General features: G+C 71.8%; 16 protein-coding genes and 1 pseudogene. 12 read left to right on the top strand and 5 right to left on the bottom strand.

Translation table 11 applies throughout. The annotated features are described in order from the left end of the window. Positions 1–137 precede the first annotated feature (137 nt). The gene (locus tag HT134_RS42795) at positions 138–1283 is read left to right on the top strand and encodes an aldo/keto reductase (protein WP_246366539.1); all 1146 of its coding nucleotides are present in this window, start codon (positions 138–140) and stop codon (positions 1281–1283) included. Here the strand turns inward: HT134_RS42795 and HT134_RS42790 are convergent. Further along, on the bottom strand, positions 1196–1741 hold the full coding sequence (locus HT134_RS42790) for a YceI family protein (protein ID WP_175606233.1): 546 nt from the start codon (positions 1739–1741) through the stop codon (positions 1196–1198). The two genes, HT134_RS42795 and HT134_RS42790, sit on opposite strands and share 88 nt — an antisense overlap. Before the next feature lie 98 nt (positions 1742–1839). On the opposite strand from HT134_RS42790, the gene HT134_RS42785 reads away from it, so the two are divergent. From HT134_RS42785 to HT134_RS42755, 7 genes are all read left to right on the top strand, one after another. Next, positions 1840–2304 carry a MarR family winged helix-turn-helix transcriptional regulator gene (locus HT134_RS42785; RefSeq protein WP_175606232.1) on the top strand — a complete coding sequence of 155 codons (465 nt, stop codon included), beginning with the start codon at positions 1840–1842 and terminating at the stop codon, positions 2302–2304. 294 nt (positions 2305–2598) lie between these two features. Next, a complete protein-coding gene (locus tag HT134_RS42780) occupies positions 2599–3618 on the top strand; it encodes an ABC transporter substrate-binding protein (RefSeq protein WP_175606231.1) in 1020 nt (339 codons plus the stop codon). Next, the gene (locus HT134_RS42775) at positions 3615–4439 is read left to right on the top strand and encodes an ABC transporter ATP-binding protein (protein WP_175606230.1); all 825 of its coding nucleotides are present in this window, start codon (positions 3615–3617) and stop codon (positions 4437–4439) included. Before HT134_RS42780 ends, HT134_RS42775 begins: the two co-directional genes overlap by 4 nt. Continuing rightward, positions 4432–5409, top strand: coding sequence for an ABC transporter permease (locus HT134_RS42770; protein ID WP_312888875.1), 978 nt, complete (start codon positions 4432–4434; stop codon positions 5407–5409). Before HT134_RS42775 ends, HT134_RS42770 begins: the two co-directional genes overlap by 8 nt. After that, complete coding sequence (locus HT134_RS42765; protein WP_312888874.1) at positions 5406–6749, top strand: LLM class flavin-dependent oxidoreductase; 1344 nt, start codon at positions 5406–5408, stop codon at positions 6747–6749. The genes HT134_RS42770 and HT134_RS42765 overlap by 4 nt, the downstream gene beginning before the upstream one ends. Next, a complete protein-coding gene (locus HT134_RS42760; RefSeq protein WP_175606229.1) occupies positions 6746–7348 on the top strand; it encodes an NADPH-dependent FMN reductase in 603 nt (200 codons plus the stop codon). Before HT134_RS42765 ends, HT134_RS42760 begins: the two co-directional genes overlap by 4 nt. Further along, positions 7345–7851 (top strand): flavin reductase family protein, encoded by a 507-nt coding sequence (locus tag HT134_RS42755; RefSeq protein WP_175606228.1) that lies wholly within the window; start codon positions 7345–7347, stop codon positions 7849–7851. The genes HT134_RS42760 and HT134_RS42755 overlap by 4 nt, the downstream gene beginning before the upstream one ends. An 82-nt stretch (positions 7852–7933) precedes the next feature. Here the strand turns inward: HT134_RS42755 and HT134_RS42750 are convergent, their stop codons facing one another. The 3 genes from HT134_RS42750 to HT134_RS42740 all read right to left on the bottom strand — a co-directional run bounded on the left by HT134_RS42750 (position 7934) and on the right by HT134_RS42740 (position 11248). Then, a complete protein-coding gene (locus HT134_RS42750; RefSeq protein ID WP_175606227.1) occupies positions 7934–8419 on the bottom strand; it encodes a hypothetical protein in 486 nt (161 codons plus the stop codon). 122 nt (positions 8420–8541) lie between these two features. Next, on the bottom strand, positions 8542–9444 hold the full coding sequence (locus HT134_RS42745; RefSeq protein ID WP_175606226.1) for a TauD/TfdA dioxygenase family protein: 903 nt from the start codon (positions 9442–9444) through the stop codon (positions 8542–8544). Positions 9445–9826: 382 nt separating this feature from the next. Then, positions 9827–11248, bottom strand: a complete 1422-nt coding sequence (locus tag HT134_RS42740) for an MFS transporter (RefSeq protein WP_175606225.1) — start codon at positions 11246–11248, stop codon at positions 9827–9829. A gap of 98 nt (positions 11249–11346) precedes the next feature. Between HT134_RS42740 and HT134_RS42735 the strand changes: the two genes are divergently transcribed. Continuing rightward, positions 11347–11943: a helix-turn-helix domain-containing protein gene (locus HT134_RS42735; RefSeq protein ID WP_175606224.1), complete on the top strand. Its 597-nt coding sequence runs from the start codon at positions 11347–11349 to the stop codon at positions 11941–11943. A gap of 204 nt (positions 11944–12147) precedes the next feature. Here HT134_RS42735 and HT134_RS42730 read toward each other — a convergent pair whose 3' ends face one another. After that, positions 12148–12723 (bottom strand): DinB family protein, encoded by a 576-nt coding sequence (locus HT134_RS42730; RefSeq protein WP_175606223.1) that lies wholly within the window; start codon positions 12721–12723, stop codon positions 12148–12150. A gap of 101 nt (positions 12724–12824) precedes the next feature. Between HT134_RS42730 and HT134_RS42725 the strand changes: the two genes are divergently transcribed. From HT134_RS42725 to HT134_RS42715, 3 genes and pseudogenes are all read left to right on the top strand, one after another. Further along, positions 12825–13841 carry a helix-turn-helix transcriptional regulator gene (locus HT134_RS42725; RefSeq protein ID WP_175606222.1) on the top strand — a complete coding sequence of 339 codons (1017 nt, stop codon included), beginning with the start codon at positions 12825–12827 and terminating at the stop codon, positions 13839–13841. 490 nt (positions 13842–14331) lie between these two features. Beyond that, the gene (locus HT134_RS42720) at positions 14332–15354 is read left to right on the top strand and encodes a LacI family DNA-binding transcriptional regulator (RefSeq protein WP_175606281.1); all 1023 of its coding nucleotides are present in this window, start codon (positions 14332–14334) and stop codon (positions 15352–15354) included. Then, positions 15351–15532, top strand: a pseudogene (locus HT134_RS42715) (deoxyribose-phosphate aldolase); the annotation flags it as partial. The gene HT134_RS42720 and the pseudogene HT134_RS42715, both read left to right, overlap by 4 nt.

Genomic DNA, 15532 nt, shown 5'->3' with positions numbered 1-15532 from the left:
CCCGGCTTGCGAAGCGGAACCGTGTTCCGTATTGTATCGGAACACGGTTCCGTTTTCTTGTGCTGCCGCGCAGGCGCCCGGGCGGGATCGAGGCCACGCATGGCCGCCACGACTCACCCGCAGTGGAGGAGCACCTCATGCAGTACCGCATCTTGGGCCGCACCGGCGTGCACGTCAGCTCTCTCGTGCTCGGCGCGATGAACTTCGGCGCGATCGGGCGCACCACCCAGGACGAGGTCACCGCCATCGTCGACGCCGCCCTGGAGGGAGGCGTCAACCTCATCGACACCGCCGACATGTACGGCCAGGGCGGCTCGGAGGAGATGGTCGGCAAGGCCATCGCCGGCCGCCGCGACGACATCGTGCTGGCCACGAAGGCCGGCATGCCGATGGGCGAGGAGCGCAACCGCCAGGGCGGCTCGCGCCGCTGGCTGGTCACCGCGCTGGACGACAGCCTGCGCCGCCTCGGCGTCGACCACGTTGACCTCTACCAGATCCACCGGTGGGACCCGGCCACCGGCGACGAGGAGACGCTGTCGGCCCTGACCGACCTGCAGCGCGCGGGAAAGATCCGCTACTTCGGCTCCTCGACCTTCCCGGCCTACCGCATCGTGCAGGCCCAGTGGGCCGCCCGGGACAACCACCTGAGCCGTTACGTCACCGAGCAGCCCAGCTACTCGATCCTGCAGCGCGGCATCGAGGCCCACGTCCTGCCCGTGACCGAGCAGTACGGGCTCGGTGTGCTGGCGTGGAGCCCGCTGGCCTCGGGCTGGCTGTCGGGCGCGATCCGCGAGGGCCGCGACATCGCCACCCACCGCTCGGCGTTCATGCCGCAGCGCTTCGACCTGTCCGTCCCGGCCAACCGCGCCCGCCTCGACGCGGTCGAGCGGCTGGCGAAGGTCGCCGACGAGGCCGGCCTGACGATGATCCAGCTCGCGCTCGGCTTCGTCACCGCGCACCCCGCCGTGACCAGCGCGATCACCGCCCCCGCACGCTCGACCACCTGCGTGCCCAGCTCGCCGCCGCGGACACCGTGCTCTCCGCCGACGTCCTCGACGCCGTGGACGCCATCGTTGCGCCGGGCGTCGACCTCGCCGCGCACGAGAAGTTCGACACCCCGCCCGCCCTGCTCGACCCGTCGCTACGCCGCCGCTGAACGCCCCTCCGGACCGGCGGGCGGCCCGGACGCGGTGGGTCAGGCGTTCTTGACGGCCGACAGGTCGAACTCGAGCGTGATCCGGTCGGAGATCATCACCCCGCCGGTCTCCAGGACCGCGTTGTAGGTCATCCCGAAGTCCTTGCGGTTGATCACGGTGCCGCCCTCGAAGCCGACCCGGGTCAGGCCCTGGGCGTCGACCGCGGTGCCGGTGCAGTCGAGGGGGACGGTGACCTGCCGGGTCACGCCGCGGATGGTCAGCTCGCCGGTGACCTCGAAGCTGTCGCCGCCCGTGTGCTTGACGCCGGTGGAGGTGAAGGTGATGTACGGGTGGGCGGCGGCGTCGAGGAAGTCGCCGGTGCGCAGGTGGTCGTCGCGCATTGCGTTGCCGGTCTGGACGCCGGCCACCTGGAGCACGACGCGGACGCTGGAGGCGGCCGGGTTCTCGGCGTCCAGGGAGGCGGTGGCCTCGTGGACGGGGATGCTGCCGCGGACCTTGGTGACCATCGCGTGCCGGGCGACGAACCCGAAGCGGCTGTGCGCCGGGTCGATGGTGTAGGTGCCGGTGAGGGCGCTGGGGTACATGCCGTGCTCCGTCCAAAGATATTTCAGTGCTGGAAGATTGAGCACGACAGTACACAGGCTTTATTTCAGTACGCAACTTTCCAGTACGATGACGTTTCGTGACCCGATGGCTCGACGACGACGAACAGCACGCCTGGCGCACCTTCGGCCTCGCCACCCGCCTGCTGACCGACCGCCTCGAACGCGACCTGCTGGCCGCGGCCGACATGCCCCCGACCTACTACGAACTGCTGGTGCTGCTGTCGGAGGCGCCCGAGCGCACCCTGCGCATGAGCGAGCTCGCCAACTGGACCAACTCCAAACCCAGCCGCATCACCCACGCGATCAACAAGCTCGAGCAGAAGGGCTGGGTGCGCAGGGAGCACTGCGCCGACGACCGGCGGGGGTGGCTCGTCGTGCTCACCGACGACGGCATGGCCGCGCTGCGGGCCGCCGCGCCGGAGCACGTGGCCAGTGTCCGCGAGCACCTGATCGACCTGCTCACCCCGGAGCAGCTCCGGCAGCTCGCCGGCATCAGCCAGGTCCTCCTCGACCACCTGACCGGGCCGCCCGCCGACCACTGAGCCCGTGGCGGGCGGGTACGGGGGTCAGGCGCGCCGACATTTCATGTATACCCTGTAGGGAATATTGACTTTAGCGGCCCGGGCTCGTAGGTTCGGGGCATGAGCCAGGGCCTTCACCTGACCCGGCGCCCGCACGTGGACTTCTGCCACGTCGCCAGCGCGCAGTGTCGTTGATCACGGACAGCCGACAGCGCACCTCTCCCGTCCCGGCGTGGCCGACGGCGCCCACGCCCCGCGCGTACCCCCTTCTTCCGCGTGCCGGCCCACCGGCGCGCCCTTCCAGAGGAACCATCCGTGATCAGAATCAGACATGCCCTTCTCGCCGTGCTGCTGGCCGCCGGAGCGGTCGCCTGCGGCGCCGCCGAGGGCGCGGCCAGACCCGGCGAAGCAGAGGTCAAGGAGCTGCGCTACCAGGGGAGCGCCGGCAACGTCACCTACCCCGAACTCGCCGAGGACCTCGGCTACCTCGGCGACATCAAGCTGAAGTGGGTCGGCAACACCACCAGCGGCCCCCAGGACATCCAGTCGGCCGCCACCGGCCAGACCGACTTCGGCGGCGCCTTCAACGGCGCGATCATCAAGCTCAAGGCCGCCCGGGCGCCGATCAAGGCGGTGATCGGCTACTACGGCTCCGACGAGCAGTCCTTCAACGGCTACTACGTGACCGCGAACAGCCCCATCAGGACCGCCCGCGACCTCATCGGCAAGAAGATCGGCGTCAACACCCTCGGCGCGCACCACGAGGCCGTCATCAAGGAGTACCTCAAGCGCGCGGGCCTGACGCCGCAGGAGATCGGGCAGGTCCAGCTCGTCGTGATCCCGCCGGTCAACACCGAGCAGGCCCTGCGGCAGGGACAGCTCGACGTGGGAACGCTCGGCGGCGTCCTGAAGGACAAGGCGCTGCAGCGCGGCGGCCTGCGGCCGCTGTTCACCGACGTCGGCCTGTTCGGGCCGTTCACCGCGGGCTCCGTCGTGCTGCGCGAGGACTTCATCGCCCGCAACCCCACCACCACCAGGACGTTCGTCGAGGCGTACGCCAAGGCCATCGACTGGGCGCAGACCCACCCGCGCGAGGAGGTCGTCGCCCGCTTCCAGAAGATCATCGCCAAGCGCGGGCGAAGTGAGGACGCCACCACGGTGGCGTTCTGGAAGAGCACCGGCATCGCCGGCAAGGGCGGCGTGATCGCCGACAAGGAGTTCCAGACCTGGATCGACTGGCTGGCCCGCGAGGGCGAGATCCAGCCCGGCCGGCTCAAGCCCGCCGACCTCTACACCAACGCGTTCAACCCCTACGCCCACGGGAGCGGGTCATGACCACCACCGCCGTCACGACCAAGATCGGCATCCGGGACGTGCGCAAGATCTTCCAGGTCCGGGACGCCGGCGAGCCGTTCGTCGCCCTGGACGGCGTCGACCTCGACGTGCGCGAGGGGGAGTTCCTCGCGCTGGTGGGGCCGAGCGGCTGCGGCAAGTCCACGCTCCTCGACCTGGTCGCCGGGCTGACCGCGCCGACCGCCGGCGAGATCGTCATCGACGGCACGCCGGTCACCGGCCCGGGCCTCGACCGGGGGATCGTCTTCCAGCAGTACGCGCTGTTCCCCTGGCGCACCGCGCAGGCCAACGTCGAGTTCGGCCTGGAGGCCAAGGCCGTGCCCAGGAGGGAACGGCGCGAGCGGGCCCGGCACTACCTCGACCTGGTCGGGCTCACCGGGTTCGAGGAGCGCTACCCGCACGAGCTGTCCGGCGGCATGCGCCAGCGGGTCGCGATCGCCCGCAGCCTCGCCTTCGACCCCGACGTGCTGCTCATGGACGAGCCGTTCGCCGCCCTGGACGCCCAGACCCGCGAGTCGCTCCAGGAGGAGCTGCTGCGCATCTGGGACAAGACCGGCAAGACCGTCATCTTCATCACGCACGGCATCGACGAGGCCGTCTACCTGGGCCAGCGGGTCGCGGTCATGACCTCCCGGCCCGGGACCATCAAGGAGGTCGTCGAGGTGACGTTCGACTCCCGCGCGGGTGACCTGCGGGCGGACCCCGCGTTCGGCGAGTACCGGCACCACGTGTGGACGCTGCTGCGCGACGAGGTCGCCGCGGCGCAGGTGCAGGAGCGGAAGGCGGCGACCTCCCGTGGGTGACCGGCGAAGCGCCCCCGCGACCGGCATCGCGCTGAGCGAGCGCGCGCCCCAGGAACTCCCCACCGACATCGACCGGCGCGAGGCACCCGCCACGCCGGCGCCCCCCGCCGCCGTGGAGCCGGCCGCCGTCGGCCCCGTGGAGCCGGCCTCCGTCGGCCCCGGGGAGCGCGCCACGGCTCCGGCCCCTCGCCCGTCCGCGCTCGCGCGCAGGGCACGCCGCCTGGCCTCCCGGGCGGTCACGAAGTCAGGGGCGATCCTGCTGCTCCTGGCCGCGTGGGAGGTGCTGCCCCGGGTGGGGGTGTTCGACCGGGTGTTCGTGCCCCCGCTGTCGGAGGACCTCGTCGTCTGGTACGGGCTCCTGCTCGACGGGCCGCTGCCGGAACACCTGCGGGCGTCGCTGATCCGCTCGCTGTCCGGGTTCGGCCTGGCCGTCGCGCTGGCCATCCCGCTCGGCCTGCTGATCGGCTGGTACCGGCCGGTGGCCGACGCCCTCACCCCGCTGCTGGAGGTCTTCCGCAACACCTCGCCCGTGGCGCTGCTGCCGGTGTTCACGCTCATCCTCGGCATCGGCGAGACCTCGAAGATCACCTTCGTCCTGTACGCCTGCTCCTGGCCCGTCCTGCTCAACACGGTCAGCGGCGTGAAGACCGTCGAACCCCTGCTCATCAGGTCGGCCCGGTCCATGGGCCTCGGCCCGCTCCGGCTCTTCCAGAAGGTCATCCTGCCCGCTGCCGTGCCGGCCGTCTTCACCGGAGTACGGCTGGCCGGGGCCTACTCGATCCTCGTGCTGCTGTTCGCCGAGATGGTCGGGGCCAAGGCCGGGCTCGGTTACCTCATCCTCGACACCCAGTCCAGTTTCCGCATCCCCGAGATGTACGCCGGGATCATCACGATCTCCGCGCTCGGCCTGCTGTTCAACCTGCTGCTGCTCAGGATCGAGCGCCGCTTCTCCACCTGGAGGACCACGTGACGAGAAAGCTCCACCTCAACGCCTTCCTCATGGGTGTCGGCCACCACGAGGCGGCCTGGCGGCACCCGCGCACCGAGCCGGCCAGGATCGCCGACGTCCGGCACTACCAGGATCTCGCCCGGATCGCCGAACGCGGCAAGCTCGACTCGGTCTTCCTCGCCGACGGCGTCGCCCTCTGGGGCAACGTCCGGCACAACGCCCTCGGCGGTCTGGAGCCGCTGACGCTGCTGTCGGCGCTCGCCACCGTCACCGACCACATCGGCCTGATCGCCACCGTGTCGACCACGTACAACGAGCCGTACCACGTGGCGCGCAAGTTCGCCTCGCTCGACCACATCAGCGGCGGCCGGGCGGGCTGGAACATCGTCACCTCCGCCAGCGAGGCCGAGGCGCACAACTTCGGCGTCGAGCGGCCCGCGCACGCCGACCGCTACGCCCGGGCCACCGAGTTCCTGGACGTCGTCACCAAGCTCTGGGACAGCTGGGAGGACGACGCGATCCTCGGCGACCGCGCCCACGGGCTGTACGCCGACACCGGCAAGATCCACGCGATCGAGCACGCGGGCGAGCACTTCCGGGTGCGCGGCCCGCTCAACGCCTCCCGCCCGCCGCAGGGGCACCCGCTCCTGGTGCAGGCGGGGTCGTCGGAGGACGGGAAGGAGTTCGCCGCCCGCTTCGCCGAGGCCGTCTTCACCGCCCAGCAGACCCTGGAGGAAGCCCAGGAGTTCTACGCCGACCTGAAGAGCCGCCTGGCCGCGTACCGCAGACAGCCGGACGACCTGCTCATCCTGCCCGGCATCTCGCCGATCATCGGCTCCACCGACCGGGAGGCGCGCCAACTGGAGCAGGAGCTCGAAGAGCTCATCATCCCCGCGTACGGGCTGGCCCAGCTCTCCCACATGACCGGCATCGAGCTGGGGGAGGACGCGCTCGACCACCCGCTGCCGGACATCCCCGTCGAGACCGAGGGCGCGCAGAGCCGCCGCAAGCTCGTCGTCGACCTGGCCAGGCGGGACGGCCTCACGGTCAGGCAGCTCATCGCCCGCCTGGCCGGAGGGCGGGGCCACCGCGTGGTGGCCGGCACACCCGAACGGATCGCCGACGAGATCCAGGAGTGGTTCGAGGCCGGAGCCGCCGACGGCTTCAACGTCATGCCGCCGATCCTGCCCGGCGGCCTGGCCGACTTCGTGGACCACGTCGTACCGGAGCTGCAGGTCAGGGGCCTGTTCCGGTACGAGTACGAGAGCCGCACGCTGCGCGGCAATTACGGGCTCGCGCGGCCCCGCTCGCGGTACGCCCCGTGGGGCGAGGCGGAGCTGGAAGTGGCGGTGGCCGGATGAGCGTCGTCACCCTGGTCGGCAATCCGCGCGAGGGCTCCAGGACCCTGGCCGTGGCCCTGGAGGCCACTCGGGCCGTCACGCGGCGCATCGGGTACGGGGCGTCCGATGGCGCCGTGCCCGGCGAGGTGGTGGACCTTTCGAGGCTCGGCCCCCAGTTGCTGTCATCGGTCCCGTCCCCGAGTGTGGAGGCGGCCCTGCGCCTGGTCGCCGGGTCGAGCCTGCTGGTGGTGGCCGGCCCCACCTACAAGGGCACCTACACCGGCCTGCTGAAGGTGTTCCTCGACCGGCTCCCGTCCGGCGCGCTGGCCGGCACCACGGCTCTGCCGCTGCTGGTCATGGGGGATCCCGCCCATGCGCTCGCGGTGGAGGTGCACCTGCGGCCGCTGCTGGTGGAGCTGGGCGCCACCGTGCCCACCCCGGGCCTGGCCCTGCTCGAATCACAGCTCACCGACCTGGAGGAGCGCCTGGCAGCCTGGGCCGACCGCGTGGCGCCCCAGGTGGCCGCCCCCCTCAAGGCGGAAGCGGCCAGAACGTCGGCCGTCGGCGCCACGGAGGGGGAGCCCAGTCAGGGGGCGGCCAAGGTGGGGGCGGCGCCATGACCGAGACCCTGCCCGGCCACGCCGTGGACGCCGACCACTACCGCCGTGCCCTCGCGGTGCACGCCGCGGGCGTCGTGGTGATCACCGCGCAGTCCGAGGGCATCCCGGTCGGGCTGACCGCGACCTCCTTCTCCTCGGTCAGCCTGGATCCGCCCCTGGTCTCCTTCTACGTCGACCGTGGTTCGACCACGTGGCCCTGGCTGCGCTCGGCCGACCACTTCGCGGTCAACGTGCTGGCCAGCGACCAGGAGGAGGTCGCGGCCCGGTTCGCGCGCAAGGGCATCGACCGGTTCGCCGAGCCCACCCGCTGGCGTCCCGGCCCGCTGGGGGCGCCCCTGCTGCACGACGTGTCGGCCCACCTGATCTGCCTGCCGCACGAGACCGCCGACGTCGGCGACCACGTGCTCGTGGTCGGCTTGGTGGCCGAGGCATACGTGTACAGCGCGGGCCGTCCTCTCCTGTACCACCAGGGCAGGTTCGGGCGTTTCCTCGCTCATTCCTGACGATCGCCGGCAGTTCCCGACCGTGGCCGGGCGGGGCACCCACATGTGCCCCGCCCGGCCACGTGTCTCGTCCATGCGCGACTCACACCAGCAGCCGGATCGCCGGAGCCTCAGCGTCGACCGCGATCTCCGTCCCGCACTTCCTGCAGTACAGACGTTGAGGGCGCGGCAGGTTGCTCTGGACCGAGCCCGCGCTCGATTCCTCCTTGTGGGGGCAGCGGCAGCCGTAGCTCAGGCGGGCCCACCGGCTCAACGGTGTCGCCTGTCCGCCTCGCTCGGCGTCGCGGAACGGAGCCCACCAGAAGTCCACGACGGACCTCAACGCCAGCCGGTCGTCCTGGACGGTCACGTCGTACGCCGCGATCCGGGCCGCGGTGATGTGCTGCTCGTTCCTGCCGCTCATGCAGACGGCCCGCTCAGCCCCGTACTTCAGCACGGTCGTCCGGCCCAGCCGCTCGCAGATGAAGCAGTCCAGGCTCAGCTCGATCGTGGGGTCCCAGAACAGGCCCGCACGATGCGCGTGCTCGATCCCGGACAGCACCGCGGTGATCTCAAGGCTGCGCACCATCGTGCGATCATCGCACGACTGCCCATCCCAGGACGGCCCTCCCGATCTTCATGAAACCGCCGCCCCGGCCACTGCGATGTGGCCGGGGCGGCAGGGGAGGGGTGGAGGGGATGGAGGGGGTCTCAGGCGGCGAGCGGCGAGTAGGAGCCCGCGTCGCCGGACAGCACCGTGCTCGCCCGGCCGTCCACGCCGACCGGGATGTCGCCGGCGATGGTCACCCGGTGAAGGCGGCGCGGCTGGTCGCCGAAGTCGTGCACGACCCGGTGCTGGGTGGCCCGGTTGTCCCAGACGGCCACGTCGCCGGGGGACCAGCGCCAGCGCACGGTGTTCTCGACCTGGGTGACGTGGCTCTGGATCAACTGGATGATCGCGGCCGACGACTGCGCGGGCAGGCCGACCAGGCGCTTGGCGAAGTCGCCGAGGAGGATCGCGCGCTCGCCGGTCTCCGGGTGGACGCGGACGACGGGATGCTCGGTCTCGAAGAGGGTCGAGGTGAACACCTCCGCCTGCGCGCGGGTCCGGTCCGGGTCGTCGGAGGCGGCGATGCGGACGTAGTCGTACTGGTTGGTGTGGACGGCCCGCAGCCGGTCGAGCAGGTCGCGCAGCTCGGCGGGCAGGTGCTCGTAGGCGGTGACGGTGTTGGCCCAGAGCGTGTCGCCGCCGCTGGGCGGCACCGTGACGGCCCGGAGCACGGAGGCCAGCGGCGGCCGGTCGACGAAGGTGACGTCGGTGTGCCAGCGATCGACTTTCTGTCCGTCGCTGTAGTCCAGGTCCAGGACATGCGTGTGGCCGGCGAGCGCCGGCACGGTGGGGTGGGCCGCGGTGGGCTCCCCGAGCAGCCGGGCGAAGGCCACCTGGCGCTCCGTGTCCAGGTGGTCCTGGGCGCGGAAGAAGAGCACTTTGTGATCGAGCAGGGCGGAGCGGATCAGCGCGACGGTGTCGGCGGGCAGATCACCGTCCAGGTGTACGCCGGAGATCTCGGCGCCTATCCGGCCTGCGACGGGGCGGATGGAGAAAGGTGACATGGGTGGGGTCCTTCCGTGGGAGAGGCGGTCGCTGGGGGGCGGGACGGAAGGAGGGACACAGCGCGCTGGCCACGCGGCAGAAGTCCACGTGACCTCGGATGGTCAGTGCCATGGTCGTCACATCGGCCAACGTAAACCGGCCACTCCATGAAGTCAACACAACAGGTAGGGAATTAGGGTTAGGACGCGGCTCTCTTCGAGTTCGACCACCCACCGGCCCCCGACGGGTGCCACGTCCTCGGGACGATCGTCAAGCAGCCCGCCCCCTGCACCCCGGATGGCAGGACCACCTCGACGAGGCCGGCGGCGGCAGGCCGCGCGTCGTCGCCGGAAAGGATCACGGCGTCTCTCGGACGCGATCACGATGTACCGGCGGATCACGTCACCGCGTTTCCGCGGTCGGGGACGGACGTCGTCCTTCCTTCTTCGGTCGTGACGCGTACGCCACGGCGAGCAGCACCAGGCCACACGCGGTCACCATGACCCAGCCGGGGCGGGACGCCTGCGCGAGCCCCGCCGGGCCGGCGCCCGCGACCAGACCGCCCGCGACGGCGATGCCCAGCGCGGAGCCGAACTGGCGAGCGGTCGACGTGATCGCCCCCGCCACGCCGGCCCGGGCCGGCGGCAGCCCGCTCACCGCCGTGTTGGTGATCGGGGCGTTGGCGAAGCCGAACCCGATGCCGATGAGCGCGTACGCCGCCAGCAGCAGGTGCACGCTCGTGCCCTGGTCGAGTCCCACCAGGCAGAGCCCGCCCGCCGTGATGAAGCCGCCGGCCAGGACGAGCGGCGGCCGCGGCCCGAGACGCCCGACCAGATGCCCGGACAGGGGGGCGCAGAGGGTGGCGCCGACGGCCATGGGCAGGGTGGCGGCCCCCGCGGCCAGCGGCGTCCATCCCCGGGCGTGCTGGAGGTAGAGGGTGGTGAGCAGCAGTGTCACGTTCAGCGCGACGAAGACCGCCACGGCGCCCAGGACCGCGCCGCCGAAGACCGGACGCCGGAAGAGGCGCGGGTCCATCAGCGGCTCGCTCCGGCGGCACTCCACCCACCCGAATCCGGCCGTCGCCACGGCGGCCAGCGCGTACGCGGCCAGCGCCGCGGGCGACGTCCAGCCGATGCGCGGCCCCTCGATGAGGACGCCCACCGACACCCCGATGACCACGGTCAGCAGCGCCTGACCGGGAAGGTCCAGCCGCCGCGCCCGCGGCGCCCGGGACTCCGGCACGAACATCATGCTGAGCGCCAGCGCGGCCACGATGACCGGCGCGTTGACCCAGAACACCGACCGCCAGCCGAACTCCGCGATGAGAGCGCCGCCGGTGACCGGGCCGGCGGCCATGCTCAGCCCGAAGACCGACGCCCAGACGCCGATCGCCTGCGCCCGCTCCTTCGGGTCGGGCATCGCGTTCACCACGATCGCCAGAGCCACGGGGCTGAGCATGGAGGCGCCGACACCCTGCGCGGCGCGGGCCGCGGCGAGCGCGCCGACCGACGGGGCCAGCGCGCAGGCCAGCGAGGCGGCGCCGAACACGGCCAGCCCGAGCTGGAACACGCGCCGGCGGCCGAACCGGTCCGCCAGCGCACCGGAGGAGATCAGCAGGCTCGCCAGCACGAGGGTGTAGGCGTCCACGACCCATTCCAGGCCACGCGTGCCGACGCCGAGGCCGCGCCCGATCGCGGGCAGGCCCACGTTCACGATGGTGGTGTCCAGGCCGACGAGGAACATGCTCAAGCAGCAGACGGCCAGCACCGTCCAGCGCCTGCGAGCGCTCAGGACGGGCTGGACGGGGTGGGTTGTGGCGGTCACGGGCGGCCTCTCGCGTTCGGGAGCATGTGCCCGGCCATGCTCGGCCGGGAGGGCGGCCGCCGCCCAGCACTTTTGCGGGGACTGCAAAACTGGGTCTCGTGGACACGGAGCTGGAGCAGATCCTCGACGCCATCGGACCCCGGTTGCGCACCCTGCGCCGCGACCGCGGGCTCACGCTGGAGGCGCTCGCGGCGGCGACCGGGATCTCGGTGAGCACGCTGTCGCGGCTCGAGTCCGGCAGGCGGCGTCCGACGCTGGAGCTGCTCATCCCGCTCGCGCGTGCGCACCGCGTCGCGCTCGACCAGCTCGTGGCCGCTCCGGCGAGCGGTGACCCCCGGGTGCATCTCAAGCCCCTGCGCAAGGGCCGCGGCAGCGTCCTCGTGCCTCTGACGCAGTACCCGGGGCGGGTGCAGGTGTTCAAGCAGGTGCTGGCTCCCCGCGAGCCGAAACTGGTGACCCACGACGGCTACGAGTGGCTGTACGTCCTCGCGGGCGAGCTCCGCGTGATCATCGGGGAGCGGGAGAGCAACCTGCGTCCGGGCGAGGTGGCCGAGTTCGACACACGGGAGCCGCACTGGTTCGGCCCGGCGGACGCGAACGCCGTGGAGATCCTGCACCTGTTCGGGCCGCGCGGTGATCAGGCGGTCGTCCGCGCGAGGTCGTCCCCGGCCGGTCCCGGCTCGCCGCCATCATGACGGCCTGATCCTCATGCCAGGCCGTCCCACGGCTCCGTGCATGCGAGCGACGCCTGTCGCTCCCGTTCAGGAGCCGGCGAGGCGAGGCGCCCGATGGCGCCTGGCGCCCCGCTCAAGAGCCGGGGAGGCCAGGCGCGTGAGTCACGCCTGGCGCCCCCTTCAGGAGTCGGCGAGGCCGGGCTCGCGAGCGACGCCCGGCGCCGGTCAGGTGGACGTCTGCCCGTCGAGCGTCTCGCGCAGGATGTCGGCGTGGCCGGCGTGCTGGGCGGTCTCGGCGATGATGTGCGTGAGCACCGCGCGCACGCTGCGCACCCCGCCCGGCTCGTGCCAGGGCGCCTCCGGCAGCGGCTGCGTCGCCGACAGGTCGGTGACGGCCGCGAGGATCTCCTCGCTGCGGGCGGCGACCGCCTCGTACCGTTCCAGGATCCCGGTCAGCGTGTCGCCGGGCAGCATGCGGAACTCGTCCTGGTGGTCGATCATCCAGCGCGGGATCTCGCGCGCGGTGCCGGCCGCGAGGTCGGCCCAGGTGACGCCGTCGGGCAGGTCGTGGCTCATCGCGGAGGGGCCCTCCACCACGAAGCGCATCCATCCCTCCTCCATGGACGTGACGTGCTTGATCAGCCCGCCCAGGCACAGCGCGCTGACGGTCGGGCGCTCCCCGAGCTGCTCGTCGCTCAGCCCGCGGACGGTGTTGGTCAGGGCGGCGCGCGCGGCGGCGAGCGCCGCGAGCAGGTCGCTCCGCTCGGCGTCGAGGGTCGAGCGGGATGTGGCGGTGGTCATGGTGTTCGGATCCTTCCGGTCGTCGTCGATGACGGGGACGCGACAACAGTCACAGGGGAAGCGGCCAGGGAGTGGCCTCTTCTCCGGGCACCATGGGTTTCGTGCCGAAGACTTCAGCGCGACTGCTGGCCTTGCTCTCGCTGCTCCAGGCGCGCCGGGACTGGCCGGGCGCGCTGCTGGCCGAGCGGCTGGACATCAGCCCGCGCACCCTGCGCCGGGACGTCGACCGCCTGCGTGAGCTCGGATATCCCGTCGTGGCCTTCAAAGGGCCCGACGGCGGGTACCGGCTGGACGCCGGCACGGACCTGCCGCCGTTGCTGTTCGACGACGAGCAGGCCGTCGCGCTGGCCCTCGCGCTCCAGATCGCCACCACCACCGGCGCGGGCATCGAGGAGGCCGCGGCGCGCGCGCTCACCACCGTCCGGCAGGTCATGCCCGCACGGCTGCGCCGCCGGATCGACACCCTCCAGGTGACCGCCGTCGACAACCCCGTGGCCCGGCCGGACCCCCAGGTCGACGGCGGCGTGCTCATGGCGCTCGGCGCCGCCGTCCACGCCCGCGAGGTGCTGCGCTTCGACTACACGCCCGCGCCCCCGCCAGGGGAGGAGGACGCGGCGGTGGAGGCGTCGCCGCGGCGGGTGCAACCCCATCACCTCGCCACCTGGGGCGGGCGCTGGTACCTCGTCGCCTGGGACCTCGAACGCGAGGACTGGCGTATCTTCCGCGCCGACCGGATCATCCCGCGCACACCCACAGGGCCCCGCTTCACCCCGCGCGAGCTGCCCGGAGGCGACGTGGCCGCGTTCATGGTCAGCAAGTTCCGGGGTTCGGACGGCACGGGCCGCTGGCCCTGTCGCGGCGAGGTGATCCTCGCCCTGCCCGCCGCCGCCGTGTCCCGCTACACCCGCGAGGGCACCGTCGAGGAGCTCGGCCCGGACCGCTGCCGGATCGTCCTGAGCTCGTGGTCGTGGACCGCTCTGGCCGCCGCCGTGGGCAGGTTCGACGCCGACATCGAGGTGGTCGGGCCGGACGAGCTCAGGGACGCCTTCGCGACGCTGGCCCGCCGCTACGCCCACGCGGCGACCGGCGGACCGGCCGATCCGCCCACGCGCCCATGAGCGGGAGTGCCTTTCGCGAACGTTTTCAGGAGGCGATTACCCGTCTGCACATGCCGTGTCTGTTTCGGGTCGGTCGCGCCATTCTCTCGAATTCGGGTCTTTGTTGGCCTGGCCCGCACACCTCGCCAACTGGTTACCGTCAGTGACATTGCCGAAGCCGGGGCAAGGTCCATCCCTTGCTGTGGTTACGCAGAGTGACGTCCGCTCGTCATGGCGGCGTCGGCTCGGCGGAAATGCTCGCCCGCATCGGCGAGCAGGTGAGGGCCGGCCGCATTGTGGCGGCGGTAAGGGCGGGTAAAGGCGGGCAAAGCGCTACTGACAACGGTTTCAGTTCGTCGATCGGCCGAGCGGGGCCCGCGCTGCCTCGACGTGCGGTTATGTCTGGATCTGTAACGAGTTGGAAACGCGTCATTGACACTTCGTGGCCGTCTCCTGCCATCATCACTGACATCGATTTCAGTTTGGAGCTCACGTGGTCACCATCCATGACGTGGCAGCTCGGGCGGGGGTCTCTCCCGCCACGGTCTCGCGCTTCCTGCGGGGCCAGCGGGTGCGCTCGTACGAGGCGATCCAGGCCGCCATCGACGAGCTGGGCTACTGGCCGAGTGCCGCGGCGCAGTCGCTGAAGTCCGGGCGCACCAACACCATCGGCGTGGTCGTCCCGGACATCACGAACCCGTACTTCGCCGCGGTGGTCAAGGGCATGGAGTCCGTCACGCGTACGGAGCCGTACCGGATCCTGCTCGCCAACAGCGACGAGAGCAGCGAGCAGGAGGACGACGTGCTGGCGGACCTGGTGCGCAGGGTCGACGGCATCATCCTCGCCCCCGCCACCGAGCAGGACGAGACGCCGCTGCACGTCCGCGACGCCGACGTGCCGCTGGTGTTCGTGGACCGCGACCTGGCGGGCGGCGAACGCTTCGACGCCGTGCTCGTCGACAACGACGGCGGCGGCCGGCAGGCGGCCGAGCACCTGCTGTCCCTCGGGCACACCCGGGTGGCCGCGATCAGCGGCACCCTGGACACCACCCCCGGGCGGCTGCGGCGCGAGGGGTTCGTCGGGACGCTCGCCAAGGCGGGCGTCGAGGTGCCGCCCGAGTACGACCTGGTCGGCGACTTCAAGGAGCACAGCGGCTACCAGCTCACGCTGTCCCTGCTGTCGCTGCCCGAGCCGCCCACCGCCATCTTCGCCGCCAACAACCTCATGACGCTGGGCGCCCTGAAGGCGCTGCACGACATGCGGATCGACATCCCTGGCCAGATCAGCCTGATCGGCTTCGACGACCTGGACACCGGCCCGCTGCTCAGGCCGCCCCTGACCGTCGTGGACCGGCCGATGTTCGAGCAGGGCGTGCTGGCCATGCGCCTGCTGCTGCGCCGGCTCGACCCCGGTGACGGCGGCGGGCTCGCCAGCCGGGTCGTCCTGGACACCAAGCTGATCGAACGCGCCTCCACCGCCCCGCCGGGCGGGCACCCGTCCCCGGCACGTACGAGAAAGACCCGATCGCGATGAGCGTTGCGACCACCTCGCTCGCCGACGTGGCCTCTTCGGAGGCGGCGTTGCGAGCGTTCCTGCACGGCCTGCCCGGTGTGGACCGGGTCGGCGCGGACCAGCGGGCGGCGATGCTGGGCACCCGTTCGATCAAGACGACGGCCAAGGCCCGGGCGATCGATCTGGCCATCTCGATGGT

This window comes from Nonomuraea rhodomycinica (assembly GCF_013363995.1).
Classification (GTDB): domain Bacteria; phylum Actinomycetota; class Actinomycetes; order Streptosporangiales; family Streptosporangiaceae; genus Nonomuraea; species Nonomuraea rhodomycinica.
Note: the sequence above shows the minus strand (reverse complement) of the source record. Positions and strands in the feature narration are given on the sequence as shown.

What these genes read in the sequence shown, in the direction of transcription:
- HT134_RS42795 (WP_246366539.1), top strand. Translation starts at nt 138, where the DNA reads ATGCAGTACCGCATCTTGGGCCGCACCGGCGTGCACGTCAGCTCTCTC.
- HT134_RS42790 (WP_175606233.1), bottom strand. Translation starts at nt 1,741, where the DNA reads ATGTACCCCAGCGCCCTCACCGGCACCTACACCATCGACCCGGCGCAC.
- HT134_RS42775 (WP_175606230.1), top strand. Translation starts at nt 3,615, where the DNA reads ATGACCACCACCGCCGTCACGACCAAGATCGGCATCCGGGACGTGCGC.
- HT134_RS42760 (WP_175606229.1), top strand. Translation starts at nt 6,746, where the DNA reads ATGAGCGTCGTCACCCTGGTCGGCAATCCGCGCGAGGGCTCCAGGACC.
- HT134_RS42755 (WP_175606228.1), top strand. Translation starts at nt 7,345, where the DNA reads ATGACCGAGACCCTGCCCGGCCACGCCGTGGACGCCGACCACTACCGC.
- HT134_RS42750 (WP_175606227.1), bottom strand. Translation starts at nt 8,419, where the DNA reads ATGGTGCGCAGCCTTGAGATCACCGCGGTGCTGTCCGGGATCGAGCAC.
- HT134_RS42745 (WP_175606226.1), bottom strand. Translation starts at nt 9,444, where the DNA reads ATGTCACCTTTCTCCATCCGCCCCGTCGCAGGCCGGATAGGCGCCGAG.
- HT134_RS42730 (WP_175606223.1), bottom strand. Translation starts at nt 12,723, where the DNA reads ATGACCACCGCCACATCCCGCTCGACCCTCGACGCCGAGCGGAGCGAC.